We start from the raw sequence: 16,515 nt of genomic DNA, 5'->3' as shown, positions 1-16,515 counted from the left end.
GAAAATCCGTTATGGCCTTTCACCATAACGGATAAGGTGATTGATTATTTATACTTTTTCTGGAGCAGGAGTACAGCCGCACCCTCCGCTTTGGGGTACATCGCAGCATTCTGAGAAAATCCTTTTGTACAGTTTGGCTTTCTCGGCAGGGTCGCCAATTTCATCAATAATTTTCATCGCTTGACTGATCCGCTCTTTTTCCTGTTCCCATTTTTGGTTTTCTATCTCCAGACGCTTATCAGATTGCTCCATGGAAGATCTCATTCCTGAATTCTGCAATCCTAAAGCCTCATTGTTTAATTCAGCAGCTTCTACAGCAGAACCCTGTAAGTTTTGGTTGTAGCAATCCAGTGCTTCTCCCTGGCCTAATAATGCATCTACAACAAGAGACGGGGTACGCATTACCCTGTGGGTAACATCCAGAATAATCCCGTCTACCGATTTATCTTTATAAACCTGCTTTAAACCTTTTCGCTTACGTACATAATACGTTGTTTTTGCCGGAATTTCAGGATTGATGCAGTTTCCAAGTTTTTCTTCAACTTTTTCAATAAAGCTTGATGGGGTACCCTGGAAATCATAAATGCTGCACAGATAGCTGTATACTTGGTTTTTAACTTCATTTACCGCAGTGTCATCCACTAATATTTCTTTAAGCAATTCCGGAAGCTGAGCTAATTTTACCGTTCTCTTGCTTTCAGGGAAGCCATTATAATAAACAAATGAAACATCGTACAGATAAGTGATACTGAAATATTCCTGTAATAATTGACGGAAAACAAAGTTCAGCACACGGCTCTTATTAATGTTTTCAAGCTCGCGGACAATAGTCTCTTCGTTTTCATTAATACGAACGCTGCTGCTTTCAGAATTCACTTCAATCTGACGCATGCTGTCTGCTTTGGATACATGATGGCTTACAGATCCTACAAGATTGCTTACCTGCGTCTGTACACTGGAATTGAAAGTAGATCCTTCGGTATTGCTTCCCTGTCCGCCGCCACCGCCGCCAATGGATAAGAACCCAAGGTTAAGACCAATGCTGCCACCGGCATTCCATCCACCAGTTTTTGAAGTGGTTTCCTCTTTAGAAGACCCTGTGGTGAATTGGGTTTCTTTTTCTACTGTATTCTGAAGATCGTCTGCACTTGATTCGCTGTAACTGTCCAGTACATTTTGCGACTGTTCTTTTTTGGTTTCATCGTGCTGATAAGAGCGAACGGTGATGGTTGTTTTTTCTCCGGGAAGTAATGAGAATGTTTTAACGGTTTGCCCGGCCCCGTAATCTCCAAGATAAGAAGCCATTTTAAGGTGTAAAACCATACTTAATGTAGGATTGGCCTCTTTAGGTCTTGGAACATACAATACTTCGGGTTTTTTTGAAAAACGTTCAACGGCTACAGGCATCAGGCCTTTGGATAGCTTTTGGGCAATTAAATCATCGTCAATGAATTCTGCTTTTACAACATCCTTAATGTTGACGGTGGGAAGTACACTTTTTACTTCTGCAATTCTTGTCCCGTCATTTTTTACAGCCTGCAGCTGAATGAGCTCTGGTGAAATAGTTTTCGCCTGTTGCAGCTTGTTCAGTAAAGTTGTTTTGGTGATGGCTGATAATTCTGTTGCCTGAAGTTTAATGTTCTTATCAAGAACAGCAAAATTCTGAATAAGGTTATTATCCGTTTTGATGGCCTCTTTGATACCCTGTGTATTGAGCTGTTTTATTTCATCAATAGCTGTCCAGTAAGTAGACTGTGTTTGAGTATACTGTTCTTTCTTAAATAATTCCTTACGGATATTAAGCCCCACATAACTTACAGAATTGTAGGTGGTTTGCTGGGGCAGGTTATAATTTAAGATTGATGCTTCTCCTTTATCCTCCAGCTTTACAAAAGGAGGTTTAATAATACATGATGACTTGTCCATGAAAATAAATTTTTAAGATTAATAAATAGTTTTTTGGCGCGCTTTTGATAAGGTGTAATCTCTTAAGTGATTGAATCAAAGATATTAGAGCATAGCGCCAAAACTTGACGTATTATATTTTATCTTGAATTTATTTTTATAGAAAGAGGGTAGAGTTGAGAGTTAGTTTGCTATTCAGCGGATTTCAGCGGATTTTGAAAGGGAGAAATGAGAAATTTAAATAAGCGGTAAATAGAATTGGTGCTGAAAGTGTGATAAATAAAATTATTTAAGCCAAATTTTTATCTATAAATATAATATTGTAGAGAATTTTTTTAAATAAAAGTTTTGTAAACATGTAATTTATTTGCCCAAAAAAGGAATGTTTTTAACAAAATTACCCACCGTGTTGTGAGAAATGAAAAAAATATTATATTTGCCATCAAGGGGAAGTCAAACAATTGAATTTACAACCTTCGTGGTAGAAAAATACAGGCCGTGAGATCCTGTCTTCCCTTTTTTAAATAAAACATAATGATAACCAGAAGAAAATTTATTGTACTAGGCTCTCTAGGGGCACTCTCCGTAATTTTTCCCAATTATTTATTTTCAGGAAGCAAAAACCTGACAGGTTCTCTTGATGTGGATGCATTATTGAAAAATGCTAAAGTTCTCAGAAAGCAGGGGAACAGCAGTCAGGCAAAACAGATTTACCAGCAGATCATTTTACAGTATCCCAATGAAATTCGGGCTTATGACGGATTGAGAAAGGTTTTGCTTGCCCAGAAAAAAAAGGAATGGGAAGTGATATTGATGTTCCAATCTGCCCTCCTTCTAAATCCTGATAATCTTGAGATCAAGCAAAGGCTGTACAGGGAATACTTTAATGCGGCTTTGGGCAATAAAAAAATTAAAAAGGCGATTAACTTTAATGGAAGATTACTGGATGATATTAAGCAGAAATATGAAATTTTTGTTCAAAAGCATCCGGATAATAAGAACCTGCAGGAGCAATTTGTTAAAATTAAAAGATTGCTGGACTGTAATGCCGATTCACAGAATCCAAATAGTAATGTATCCTTAAAAAGTCACAGAAAAAATCAATATAAAAATTTCAAGAAAAGGTTTGAAGATGCTTCTAACTCAGAACTGGAAACAAAATTAAATACCCTGCTGGCGAAACCTGCTTCTCCTGACAGAAAACAACATATCAGGGAACTTCATAGTTTGATTGTGCAGAGGTACAGAAAAGAAAAAAATAACCAGGAAGCTCTTAATAAGGCTGTTGCTTATTATAACGGTATCGATAAGCAGGATCCTCTTTTTCTGAAATATATCCGGGATTTGTCAAAACTTCAGAAAAGATTTGATCTTTTAATCAGTATTGAAACCCAGAACCATACTTTGAAAAATACATTTTGGTCCGGTATTGCATTGCTGGATGTTCATTTGAAAAAAGCGGAAGATCAGAATACTCCTTTACCCTCACAGCTCAATCCGCTGCTTCAGTTTTTAGAAGCTGATGTGGATAGTCCTGATAAGAAATTTGAGCTCAATACCCGGAAAATAAAACTTGATATTCTCAGAAATCAGCCGGATGCGGCCAGGGATAAAATAATGCTGCAGTGCAGGAATATGTTTGGTACCTCCAATACCCATTCTATTGACCGTATGAATGTATTAATCGCAAAATATTATGCAAAAAACGGTGATACGGAAGGAAAAAGCAAAATCCTGAATGTGGTTTCCAATCCTAAGCCATACTTCGGAAATGGAGACCCCCTCATCAAATCCATAGCCCTGATGAATCAGAACAGGGCTTCCGGAAAACCTGTGCATCTGCAAAATCTACAAAAACTAATAAATAAGCTATGACAATGAAATCAACTGCTTGTTTTCTCCTGTTCCTTTCAGGGCAGCTTTTCTACTCCCAGTTGTTGATTACGGAAGTATATTACAATACGCCCTATAACGAAAAATTGTATTTCAACAAAAAAATAAACGGAGCCCCCACCTGGGAAATTATGGATGCTAAAAAACATCATAGGGGAGAGTTTATAGAAATATATAATTACAGCGATAAAGATGTTAATCTCAAAAACTGGTATATAAAAGATCTGCTGAAAACGTTCTGGCTGCCCGAAAAGGTTATTAAGAAAGGCGAATTCATGGTGATCGCCTACAGCACCTTACCTTACAATACGACTCCTTTCACCGAGTATTTTAGTACAACAGCAGGAAAAGAAAACCAGATTATCTTACAGGATGATATTATCCTCAGAAATAAAAGAGAGGAAATAACCTTAGGATATACCTTTAATGGCTACAATTTCCTTAATAAGAGTAAATATATGTGGGAGTATATTGATGAGCCGGCCCCTAATTTTATAAAAAATATTTATCAGGATCCTTCCCAGTTCTATTATATAAATTCTTTACAATACAATCCCGATACTTATCCGCATATCAATTATGAAGCCGCACCCAATCCGCTTGCTGCCAATTACGTACCTGCTACACAGAGCTATGATGATATTGTAAGGGATGATTTTCAGCAGTACTATTCCTATTTGGACTGGAGCGAAAACGTTAATATTTTAGTGGATAAGACATGTCCTGTCACTATTGAAAAAGTTTCCCAATCTCCCAATGAATCGGACACGACTGGTGGAAGCTCCTGTTTTACCTATGACAGCGCCGGTAATTTAATTGCCGGAGGAGGATGCACCAGTGAAAATGTGCCAGATACCGGATCATCCGGGCTTTCTGCAGATGAGCTGGAACTCATAAAAAACAGTATCACTATATCTCCCAATCCTACAAAAGCATCAGATTCCTATAATGTAACCCTTATATGGAACGGGCCTGCCTTAAATAAAATAAATAATATCCAGGTATTTAATTCATCAGGAACAGCAGTTTATGGTTTTGCTCCCGGAGCAGGAGTTAATACCACTACTTTTAACCTTCAGAATCAGCTCCCTGGAGTGTTTATCGCAAATTTTATACTTAGTACGGGGCAGGTCGTGTCTAAAAACATCTTAAAATGGTAAAAATGATGAAGCGAAAATTATATTTTTTAAGTGTATTTTTTTCAACTTTTTTGTTGCTGAAGGCGCAGGAAATTCAGGAAATTCCATTACAGTACAGTACAGCCGGATACGCGGAGAATACAACTTCCGGTTCGTTAGGGAAAACAACTTCCGATGTACTCATTCCTTCCGTTAAAGCCGAAATGAATGTTAATGAGGCCGGTGCTCTTACCTATATTTTGCCCATAGAAATTGTAAAAGGAGTACATAGCTTTCAGCCTAATATCTCACTGGCGTATAATAGCCAGAGCGCTAATGGGCAGGCGGGATGGGGCTGGAATATCGTAGGGCTTTCTTCCATTACCCAGGGAGGGAAAAGTAAAGAAATCGACGGGATTACCATGGGGGTACAGTTTGACAGTACAGATCCTTATTACCTGGATGGTCAGAGATTAATTAAAGTTACCGAAACCAATTATGCTACCCAAAGATTTTCCAAATTAAAGATCACCAAGCAGACTTCCGGGGAATTTTCTTTTGTAATTCAGTATCCGGACGGAAAAATAGCAAAGTATAAAGAATTAATTTCAGGGCAGCATTATATTTCCGTTTTTTCGGACGCTTTCAGTAATGAGATTCATTATACCTATCAGGTTGAAAACAACATTCCTAATATTATAAAAATATCCTATGGAGGAACAGCCCCTTCCAATGATAAATTTGATATTAATTTTTTATATAAAGCAAGGAAAAAAAATATTCAGGTATACCGGAATGGGATTGCCTATACCAACTCAAAGGTTTTATACGAAATCAATTCAGGAACCACCTATACTTCTCCTTCGCTATACCGGAAATATACCCTGTCACATGATTTTATTGAAGATAACAGTGTGGAACGTCTGCGGACTATTAGTGTCAGTAACGAAAACGGAGAGACTTTAAAACCCCTTAATTTTAATTATAATACAGCAAATCAGGGAACAGTAAGAATCATGTCCCGTCTTCAGAGCGGGTTGGGGAGTGCGACAGGCCTGGGAAGCGTAACAATGGGTGATTTTCTTGGGGACAATGCCGAAAAAATACAGCCTGTCTTCCAGATAAGGTCAGCCGCTGGAGGATATGGATTAAAGGTAGGGGCGGGCGCAGAATCTTTCCCTTTAAGTATAGAAAACAACCATTCAGGAACCCAGTTGTTTTCAGGAAAAGTACTGGATTTTAATAATAAAATTACAGAAAAAGACCAGCTGATTAATGTTTATGAAAATTTTACAGGAACCGGAGATCCTAATAGTTCTAATAACCCTGGCAACCAGCAGCTTAAAGATGAAGCTGTTTTTCAGGTAAAAAATCTGATCACAGGAGAGGAAAGAAAGATAACCGTTCCTTTAAAAGGAGGAATGATAGAGGTACAAAACTATATCCCGCCGGATCCTTACGATAATTATTCTTCCGGAAGCTATGAAACTTCCTATACCAGAGATCATACCCGGAGAAATTATGTTCAGGGAGATTTTAATAATGATGGGCTTGTGGACTTTCTTATTATCGAATCCCATAATGTGAACAGAACCGACCGTGTATATTGGGCCGAAATAGGAAAAACCAATTCAGGAACGGCTGTTCAGCTGAACCCGGTTCTTTTAAATGAAGGGACAATTTCTCTTTATAACAAAGATATTTATCCAATAGAATTCGATGGGGACGGGCTGCCTGAATTACTGACGGTAGATAAGTACACAGCAAAATTGACAGTATATAAAATTGATTTCACAGCCAATTCTTTAAGAGCCCTGGTTTCTGACCAGGCGCTTTCTGATTTTGGAAGTGATACCCCTCTTTTTTTAGGAGACTTTAATGGAGACGGCCTCACCGATTTCCTTACCCCGCAAAAAGTATATGCGATTCCTGAGGATGACAATTCCGGGGTTAAGATGGGAAATACCTATTTCCAGATGCAGACGGAAGCCTTACTTTGGTGGAAGTATACAGGGAATGGTAAAACTTTCATAAAAAACCAGGAAGATTATACCCAGCAGAAAATTGCCTATTTAAAGCCGTCGCAAAGTAATTACATCAAAAGATCTACTTTCTGGCAGAAATTCTGGAACGGAAAACCGGACGAATACGCGTATACAAGGTATTCCACTCATAATATTATCATTACTGATTTTAATAATGACGGACGTTCAGACATTATTACATTAAATAAAATAGGATCTGCAAAATACAATGTGGATGGTTCATTATCTAATGTTCCCATTAATAATCTCAGCAATATATTAACCCGGATGACTTCTCCGCTGAATTATCAGACTTTCAACTCTGATATTACCAACCGGATGAATTTTTATGAAAATAAAAACCTTCAGGGGGGAACTTTCCAGATGCTTACCACCTATTCAATAGAGAATCAAAAAATTTCGCCATTATCACTCATTGTTTCTGCCACCAATTTTGATTACCTGAACACATCAAAAACAGGGGTCTATATTTACGATCCTCTTGGAGGAGATTCTTTCAGCTATCAGGGAGAATCCACAAATATTACGATAGACAACAGTAATTTTCTGGAAAAACAGATTCAGGAAGTCAATAATGGGACAGATGTCGTGCAGAGGGTAGATTACAGGAATATGATTACAAGCCCGAACAACACCGAATCTACCTATCTATATAAAGCACAGGATTTTAAATATCCTTATTTCGTCCATCAGGCCAATCCGGTTCTGTATATGGCTCACAAAATACATACAGTTTTTGATGGGAAGATCCTTTCTAAAGAATACCGGTATGAAAACGGGATACAGCATTTAACAGGAAAAGGATTCTTGGGATTTCAGAAAACATATACCAGTGATGCCTATGAATCTGAAATCAAAAACGGGAAATATGTTAATAAATACCCTGCAAGAGCTGTTTTCTGGAATATACTGACCGGAGATCCTGAAATGGACAATGTAACGGTGAAATCAACCTACGGAGGGATTAATAAATTTTTCACCGAAAATACGGTAACCAATAAAAAGTACGATAAGGGCAATCATCAGTACTTAATATTATCTACGGATGAGGTTTCAAAAGACTACCTTAAAAAAATTACCATCAGTAAAAAATATGAATATGACGAAAATGATGATCTGAAATTAAAAACAGCCTATACGGACTATAGCGGTGTGGGATCTTCCATATCAAAGTATACGTACAAACCTGAATTTTCAAACGGGAACCACTATTTCTATGGTAAAATATCATCCGTTGAAAATACAACCTATAAAGACGGTCTGTCTTTTACGACCCGCGACGAATCTGATTATTTTCAGAATGGAAATGTTTCCGAAACCAGGAAATACGGAAATCAGCCCAACGCTTCACCTGTAGTCAATACCTACACCTATGACAGTGCCGGAAATACGAAAACAGAGACCGTATCTGTAACCGGTATTGCCCCACAAACTGTCACTTATGAGTATGATGCCACCAACAGATACGTCAATAAAACCATTACCCCGGACGGACTGTCTTCAACAGCCAATATTAATGTGCTAGGCCGTACAATTTCTGAGGTATCTTCATTAGGATTAACGACTTCCTATACCTATGATACCTGGGGAAATATTACTGATATAACAGATTTTTTAGGAAAGAAAACCACCATTTCAAAATCCGTCGCTGATGTCTCTTCCGGAGGAGTCTACAATCTCCATAAGAAAAGGGAAGGAGGAGTGGAGACCATTGTTACATTCGATAAATTCGACAGGGAAATTCAGTCTAAAACACAGTCTGTAAACAATAAATGGATGGTGTCAAAAACAGAGTATGATGTTTTAGGGAGAAAAATAAAAATATCGGAATCCGCCTTTGAAGGAGAACCTGTAAAGTGGAATACGATAGAATATGATGAACTGAGCCGGCCTGTAAAAAACATCGCTTTTACCGGAAAAGTGATTACCACCTGCTATGAAGGGATGAAAGTAACTGTAGATGACGGCTACAAAAAATCTTCGAAAACACTGGATGCCATGGGGCATGTAGTGAGACAGCAAGACCATGGGGGAGTTTTAATATTTTCCTATTATCCCAACGGCGCCCTGAAGGAAACCAATTATGAAGGGATAAAAACAAAATTTGAAATTGACGGCTGGGGAAATAAATCAAAAATGACCGATCCTTCCGCCGGAACTTTCACATACGAATATGACGGGCTGAGCAGGATTACCAAAGAAACGAACCCGAAAGGATATACCCTTTATACCTATGATGATCTCGGAAGGCCTCTTACAGAGAAAACCTATGGAAATACCCCTGCCGAAAATACCAATATTGAGAAAACCTACACGTATAACGGCCAGACAAAGCTTCCCGAAACCATTACAGGAACAAGTAACGGAAACACATTCACCTATACCACCTACTATGACCAGTATTACCGCATAAAAGGTAAAAAAGAGCAAACGCCTGCTTTTACCTACACCTCATCCACGACTTTCGATAGCTTCGGAAGAGGGGATGTGGTAAATATTTCTACTTTTTTACCTAATTCTAATTACACTTCTGTTTCTTCTGTAAAAAATGTATATGATGCCAATGGGGTTCTTATTCAGCAGAATAATAATGATACCGGAGCAATGATCTGGCACCTGTCGGATATCAATGCACAGGGGAAAATTACTCAAATGGAATACGGTAACGGATATACGATAACCAATCAGTATAATCCTGGTGATTTTTCTCTTTTCAATACCAAACACCAGAATACCACTAATGGAAATGTTGCTCTTGATATAGATTATAATTATGACGTTAACAAAGGAGTTTTAAACTGGCGCAGAAATAATACGTTCGGTAAAAAGGAAGACTTTACCTATGATAAGCTGAACAGGCTGCTGAGCGAGACCGTTAATGGTGTTTTAACGAACGAATATACTTATGACAAAAGAGGAAGGATAACATCCAATACAGAACTCGGGAAGTATAATTATAATGAAAGCGACTATAAGCTTCAGGGAATTAATTTTAATGCCAACGGCCAGAATGTAAATACCCAGAGAGGGTTTGCCACAATTACCTACAATGCTTTCAAAAGCCCGAATACCATCACGGGTAATAATGACAATATAAGCTTTGGCTATAATATCCTGAAATCTAGATACTCAATGAAGTCTACCACTACAGGAAAACAGAAGTTTTACTCCTCAGATTTTGCCATAGAGATTTCAAGAAAGTTAGGAAAATATGGTGGAACTTTGGAAATTATTACCTATTTAACAGGAGATCCTTATTCAGCTAATTATATTAAAAGAGAATATTTAAAGAATGGGGTACTGGAAGAGGATAAAAATTACTTCCTTCACCGTGATAATCTGGGAAGTATTCTGGGTATTACAAAAGCGGACGGATCTGTAGTAGAGAAACGCTTCTTTGACGCATGGGGTAATCTGAAGGCTTTAACCAATACTTCAGGACAGCTGATTACCGATCCGCAGCAGCTGGCTTCAGGAGATCTGTTTTTAGACAGAGGATATACAGGGCATGAACACTTATGGAAAGCCGGCCTGATCAATATGAATGCCCGGTTGTATGACCCTGTAATGAGAAAGTTTCTAAGCCCGGATAACCTGGTTCAGGACCCTTTCAATACCCAGAATTACGACCGGTTTGGTTATGTATACAATAATCCTCTTTTATACGTAGATTTGGATGGTAATGAAATTTCTTTGGGCGTAGCGGTTGTTATTGGGGTTGCCGTTGCCCTTACAACGAAAGTCATTATCAATATGATCAATGGAATACCAATCTGGTATGGCTTAGGAAAGTCTGCCTTTATGGGAGCCGTTTCCGGGGCGATAAGCTTTGGTATTGGATCTGCGGCCACTTCCGCATTTGGGGAAGCGGTCTCGATAGGAAAAGCTTTATTTGAAGCAGGGATGCATGCTTATACAGGCGGGGTCATGTCCGCGCTGGATGGAGGCAGTTTTGGAGCAGGAGCATTAAGCGGAGCCATTTCCTCGATGATGGCAAGCAGCATACAGGGCTTAGGTACAGATTTTGGTGCTTCAAAAGCAGCCGGAAAAATGATGTATAATAATTTTGGAAAAGATTTAATGAAAACCACCATGATTGTTACCGGCGGCTTAAGTGGAGGAATCAGTGCGGCAATTGCAGGAGGAAATTTCTGGGATGGTTTTAAACAGGGGATTATTAGTGCTGGGTTGAATCATGTGGCGCATGTAGTTGATAATTGGATGGATACTGGAGAGGAATCAGAGTCTTCCAGATTTGAATCACAGAAAGATCTGGATGATTATATAAACAAAAATATTGGAAATAAAAAGAAAATTGAAGAAGCATTAAGTACAAAAATAGTATTAATTAATGATAAAAATATGCCACAGGGCTATCAATGGGGAGCATATGGAGATGTAATTGCAACAAGTGATGGCCATGCAATAGGAGGAGTAACTTTTCCCACTGCAGACAATAATACTAAATCTGTAATATATATTGCTCCAAATGCAAAGTTTAGAAGTGGAATAGAATTGCCAGGTTCTAGCAATGTATATATTGTTCATGAGCTTATTCACGCAATGGGATTGGCGAAAGGTTTTATTGGTTCAGAAAATGCACCATCAACTTATAATGTAGCATATTTTAAAGCATATGGGGATCAAACTAATGCTAGTTTTTACCGTTTCCCGGGCATGTATAATTACAATCCTGCAGAATCTTGGAGAAGACTTCCTAGTTTTATAAATACGGGATTAAAAAGATAATAATATGAAAATTAATTTTGTTTTATTCTGTTGTTTATTTTTATTAAACAATAATTGCAGAAAGGAGGATAAAAACGATATTTTAAAATCAATTGTTATAACAGACAATGGGGATAAATTCTATCTTTCTGATGGTATTGGAAAAGTTTATAAAAAAGAAGGATTAAAAAGTTATAAATTTTTTGTTCCCCATAAGAGCTTAAACTATATAAAAGAAATTTATGTAAGTAATAACTTAGAAAAACTATCTGATGATCATATTATTCATTCAACAAACAAAGACAGTATACGGCCAAAGCAGAGAATAACAACTATTTCTTTTTATTTCAAAAACAATGATAAAAAGCAAATTACATTTCAGGATGATGGTTATAATAGCCCAATGGATAGATTTCCTGAAGAAACAATTAAACCCATTTTTCAGGAAAGTTTTATGCTTATAAAAAAAATCAGAGATAGTACAAACGAACGCTCAGATTTATTGAGATAAAAAGGAATAGGAATACAAGGGATAAATTCAAGGAAATCAAGGCCGGAACTTATTAAGCATATCAATTACTGTATTTATTCTGGTAGATTTTAATATACTGAAATTATGTACAGATTATTTTTTATAATGTTTACAGGAATTTTATCAGGACAGCAAACCTGGTAACACAAAATAAAATCTTTATTGTACGCAATGAAAAGCCTGATTTTAAAAACCATATTTATTATTGCTTTATTTCTCAATATAAAAGTGGGATCTCAAATATTGGTAAATAATGACGCATACTTTCAAATCTATTTGGATAAGGAATTTATGATCAATGATTCTCCTGCTTCATATCATAAGAATTCTTTTATAATTATTAATAATACAAATAAAAATTACGTTATCAATGCCCGTGGATTTATGGGCTTTGGAGACGTTTATAAAAATGGAATGAAAATAACTCCTTATTTATTTCGCCCTCCGTCTAAACCTTCGGATTGGGGTGAAAAAGAATGCAAGGATAATATTCTTATAATACCGGCAAAAAAGAGTATTAAAGCAGTATTGCGCCTTTCTGTTTTGAGAGGCTGGTATAAAATATATGATGACGCTGATTATATAGTTGACTTTGAAACGGAACATACTAAAGAATCCCCGTATTACTATGGCTGCGAAAAATATGTAGACAGTTTGAAAAATAAAGGCTATAAAATATATGAGGGAATGCTTAAAGGTAAAGTAAAACTTATTCCGGAACAATAGAATTATGGGCGGATCAATTAAATACGTTAATTTAAAGAATGACAAAATATGAGTGCTTGATAGTCTGGATTCATTAAATATAAATAATATCAGAATATTTCAGGGTAAATTAAGAAGAAAAATAATTTTGCTAATCGTTGACTAAACAAACAGTTCCCTTTTCTAATTATTAGACCATAAGAATATGAAAAAAGCAACTTTCTTTTTAATTTTTATTATGAATCTTTTTTACAGTCAAAAATGTCAACTAGACTATTATTTCAAAGTTGATAATGATTCTATAAAATTGGTTGTAAAAAATAATGACAGTAAAAAAGTAAAAGTTCCTAATACAATATCCAAGTTTTTTTTTCAATTAAAAGAATTGGAAAAGTTGGATGAGGAAACAAACTTATTTACTAAGCAAAAAGTATTTATTAAGGATATAAATTGCCCTCAATGCAATAAAAAACTGATTAATTTAAAGAAAGGTAAGTCTTACACTTACTCTATCACGCAGAAAGATCTTTTAAAATTTAATAACATAGAAAAAACAGGCAAATACAGAGCCAGAATGTATGCTGATATAATAGAGTTTCCCAATGGATGTGGAATATTTGAATCAGAATGGATTGAGCTTGAAATAAAATAATTTAATGGAAACTACCATTATTGTTATGACGGTTTGAGTGGAGGAATCAGCTCGGCAATTGCAGGGGGAAATTTCTGGGATGGCTTTAAACAAGGGATTTAGAGTGCTGGGTTGAATCATGTGGCGCATTTAGTACAATAAGCTTCATGGAACAAAAGTTTGGGCGGTTATGCTTAGAGATCATCCAGACGCGTCAAAATATAATGGAAGAAACGTAACTGAGATGGCTGATGCAGAACGAAAAACTGTACAACACATGGGATCTCCGCTTACAATAAATACGCAAAATAAAACAACATGGTGTATTCATGTCTCACCTGCATCATTAACTTAAAAAATTTGGGACGTTTTTCATTAAAATATTTCCCATCATCTTTTTCCTGATAGAATATCATCCGCCCAAACCCGGGATTTCCAAAATAACATATTCATTATTTTTACTCCAAAAACACACCATGCTGATCAAAATCTATGGAAGCGCCATTCACGGCGTTGCTGCACAAACAATTACCATTGAAGTAAATGTTGATACCGGAGTAGGATACCATTTGGTAGGGCTTCCGGACAACGCGATAAAAGAAAGCAGCTACAGGATCTCTGCGGCCCTGAAAAATGTTGGTTATAAAATCCCGGGAAAGAAAATCACCATCAATATGGCGCCGGCGGATCTCCGTAAAGAAGGTTCCTCTTACGACCTGAGTATTGCGATTGGTATTCTGGCGGCTTCAGATCAGATTCTGGCAGAGAACATCCATGATTATATCATTATGGGTGAACTTTCTCTTGACGGAAGCCTTCAACCCATCAAAGGAGTGCTTCCCATTGCTGTTCAGGCCAAAGAAGAAGGGTTTAAAGGAATTATCCTGCCTATGCAGAATACTCGTGAGGCTGCCATTGTAGAAGGCCTTGCTGTATATGGAGCTGAAAATATTAAAGAAGTCATTAATTTTTTCAATGATGGGCAGCCACTCAATAGGATAATGCTGGATGTAGAAAAAGAATTTCAGGAAAAAATTACCCACTTTCCTTTTGATTTTTCTGAAGTTAAAGGTCAGGAAACAGCTAAAAGAGCAATGGAAATCGCAGCAGCCGGAGGACATAATATTATCCTGATCGGGCCTCCCGGCAGTGGGAAAACTATGCTGGCTAAAAGAGTTCCGAGTATTCTTCCTCCGCTCACCCTGAAAGAAGCTCTGGAAACCACCAAAATTCATTCAGTAGCAGGAAAAATGGGAGCAGAAACATCGTTAATGACAGTGAGACCTTTCAGATCGCCACATCATACCATTTCAGATGTTGCTTTAGTAGGAGGAGGAAGTTATCCCCAGCCCGGAGAAATTTCCCTTGCCCACAACGGAGTTCTTTTCCTGGATGAAATGCCCGAATTTAAAAGAACGGTTCTGGAAGTGATGCGCCAGCCTCTTGAAGACCGTGAGGTAACCATTTCAAGGGCTCGCTTTACAGTCAATTATCCGGCAAGCTTTATGCTGGTTGCTTCCATGAATCCAAGTCCCAGCGGTTTTTTTCCTGATGATCCGAATAATACCTCGTCGGCTCTCGAAATGCAGCGTTATATGAACAAACTTTCAGGGCCGCTTCTGGATAGGATTGATATTCATATCGAAGTACAGAAAGTTGAATTCGAGCAGCTTTCAGAAAAAAGGAAAGGTGAAAAAAGTGAAGTCATCAGAGAACGGGTGCTGAAAGCAAGGTTTGCTCAAAATGAAAGATATAAAAATCTGAATATCAGCTATAATGCCCAAATGGGTCCGAAGGAAATTGAATCTTTCTGCAGCCTGGATAATGCTTCACTTACCCTCATCAAATTAGCCATGGAAAAGCTAAATCTTTCGGCTAGAGCCTATGACCGTATCCTTAAAGTTGCCAGAACCATTGCAGATCTTGAAGATGAAGAAAATATACGGTCCGGACATATTTCAGAAGCCATCCAATACAGAAGCTTAGACAGAGAGTTCTGGAATGGGTAATCACGGTAATCCTGCTTATTGTTGCAGATGATGAGGCTTCTGCTTTCATTTATATTTTTTGCGGGTAAATATTTTTTAGTTGTAACTCGTTAAAATTCAGATAAAAAATAGTGTTTATATTGAATTTATTTCTATATTTAGGGAATTAAAGCGTTTCCCGAAAAGCTGATAGAGTAGGGGCCATAAAAAAATTAATTCAATATGAAAAATCTGAAAAAATTAACAAGAGAAAACATGAAGTTTGTACAGGGAGGTTTTGCCTGCTATTGTAACGGGGTTTATAAAGGTGAATATTCATCTGTTACAGCATGTGCGAATGATTGTGGTGTAAGCACAGGACCCACTCAACCTACAAAACCGGTACTGACAGCCTGATCGTCAATCAAAAAAAATATTTCCTTTTTTAGACTGTCCTTAGCTTCATGCTTTGGGCAGTTTTATTTTCCTTTCTTTCCATCCAGGATCATGTTAATCATTTTAGATTTTCTGCTTTCCCGGGTTTCAGGCTTCTTAGCTTCTTCAATCCATCGGATATATTCTTTTTTGTGCGTGTAACTCATTTTTTCAAACAGTTTCTTAGCCTCGGGATTTTCATTGAAAACTTTCGCAATATCTTCTGCAATATTTACTGTTCTTTCTTCTTTATCCTCAATAAGAGACACTATAACTTCATCCCCAAATGTTTTTCCGAGTTGCTTTCTGATTTCCTGAGGCAGCCCAAGGATATGACAGTCAGATCTCATTTTAACCAGACTTCCGCGGTATTCTACAGCGGTATCCAATACAGCCCTGATCTTTATCTGACCTTTTTTACCGAAAAGTTCTTCTGCCGAAAAGGGGAATTCTATAAATGCAGCGTTTAGCTCACCGTTTTTTTGGATCACTGCACTAAACTCTATTGCTTTAGTTGCCATAATAATTTATTGTAAATCAAAAATAAAAAAACCGT

10 protein-coding genes are annotated in these 16,515 nt (G+C 37.2%); 8 read left to right on the top strand and 2 right to left on the bottom strand.

Translation table 11 applies throughout. The features are described from left to right. Window positions 1–48: 48 nt before the first annotated feature. On the bottom strand, window positions 49–1,926 hold the full coding sequence (locus tag AOB46_RS08860) for a hypothetical protein (protein ID WP_062698400.1): 1,878 nt from the start codon (window positions 1,924–1,926) through the stop codon (window positions 49–51). Between the two features lie 513 nt (window positions 1,927–2,439). Between AOB46_RS08860 and AOB46_RS08855 the strand changes: the two genes are divergently transcribed. The 8 genes from AOB46_RS08855 to AOB46_RS23350 all read left to right on the top strand — a co-directional run bounded on the left by AOB46_RS08855 (window position 2,440) and on the right by AOB46_RS23350 (window position 15,941). Beyond that, window positions 2,440–3,780: a tetratricopeptide repeat protein gene (locus tag AOB46_RS08855; protein ID WP_062698398.1), complete on the top strand. Its 1,341-nt coding sequence runs from the start codon at window positions 2,440–2,442 to the stop codon at window positions 3,778–3,780. Window positions 3,781–3,782: 2 nt separating this feature from the next. Next, entirely contained in the window at window positions 3,783–4,958 is a 1,176-nt protein-coding gene (locus AOB46_RS08850) for a lamin tail domain-containing protein (protein WP_185113852.1), read from the top strand. A gap of 2 nt (window positions 4,959–4,960) precedes the next feature. Continuing rightward, window positions 4,961–11,710, top strand: a complete 6,750-nt coding sequence (locus AOB46_RS08845; protein ID WP_185113851.1) for an RHS repeat-associated core domain-containing protein — start codon at window positions 4,961–4,963, stop codon at window positions 11,708–11,710. Window positions 11,711–11,714: 4 nt separating this feature from the next. After that, on the top strand, window positions 11,715–12,200 hold the full coding sequence (locus tag AOB46_RS08840; RefSeq protein ID WP_062698392.1) for a hypothetical protein: 486 nt from the start codon (window positions 11,715–11,717) through the stop codon (window positions 12,198–12,200). A 192-nt stretch (window positions 12,201–12,392) separates the two neighbouring features. Continuing rightward, a complete protein-coding gene (locus AOB46_RS08835) occupies window positions 12,393–12,947 on the top strand; it encodes a hypothetical protein (protein ID WP_062698390.1) in 555 nt (184 codons plus the stop codon). 184 nt (window positions 12,948–13,131) lie between these two features. Beyond that, window positions 13,132–13,578, top strand: a complete 447-nt coding sequence (locus AOB46_RS08830) for a hypothetical protein (protein WP_062698388.1) — start codon at window positions 13,132–13,134, stop codon at window positions 13,576–13,578. A gap of 455 nt (window positions 13,579–14,033) precedes the next feature. Further along, the gene (locus AOB46_RS08825; protein WP_062698386.1) at window positions 14,034–15,566 is read left to right on the top strand and encodes a YifB family Mg chelatase-like AAA ATPase; all 1,533 of its coding nucleotides are present in this window, start codon (window positions 14,034–14,036) and stop codon (window positions 15,564–15,566) included. A gap of 201 nt (window positions 15,567–15,767) precedes the next feature. Next, entirely contained in the window at window positions 15,768–15,941 is a 174-nt protein-coding gene (locus AOB46_RS23350; RefSeq protein ID WP_157845049.1) for a bacteriocin-like protein, read from the top strand. 62 nt (window positions 15,942–16,003) lie between these two features. Here the strand turns inward: AOB46_RS23350 and AOB46_RS08820 are convergent, their stop codons facing one another. After that, the gene (locus AOB46_RS08820; RefSeq protein WP_062698384.1) at window positions 16,004–16,480 is read right to left on the bottom strand and encodes a YdeI/OmpD-associated family protein; all 477 of its coding nucleotides are present in this window, start codon (window positions 16,478–16,480) and stop codon (window positions 16,004–16,006) included. Between the last annotated feature and the right edge of the window lie 35 nt (window positions 16,481–16,515).

Source organism: Chryseobacterium indologenes, assembly GCF_001295265.1.
Classification (GTDB): Bacteria; Bacteroidota; Bacteroidia; order Flavobacteriales; family Weeksellaceae; genus Chryseobacterium; species Chryseobacterium indologenes_A.
This window is presented reverse-complemented; position numbering and strand designations above follow the sequence as displayed.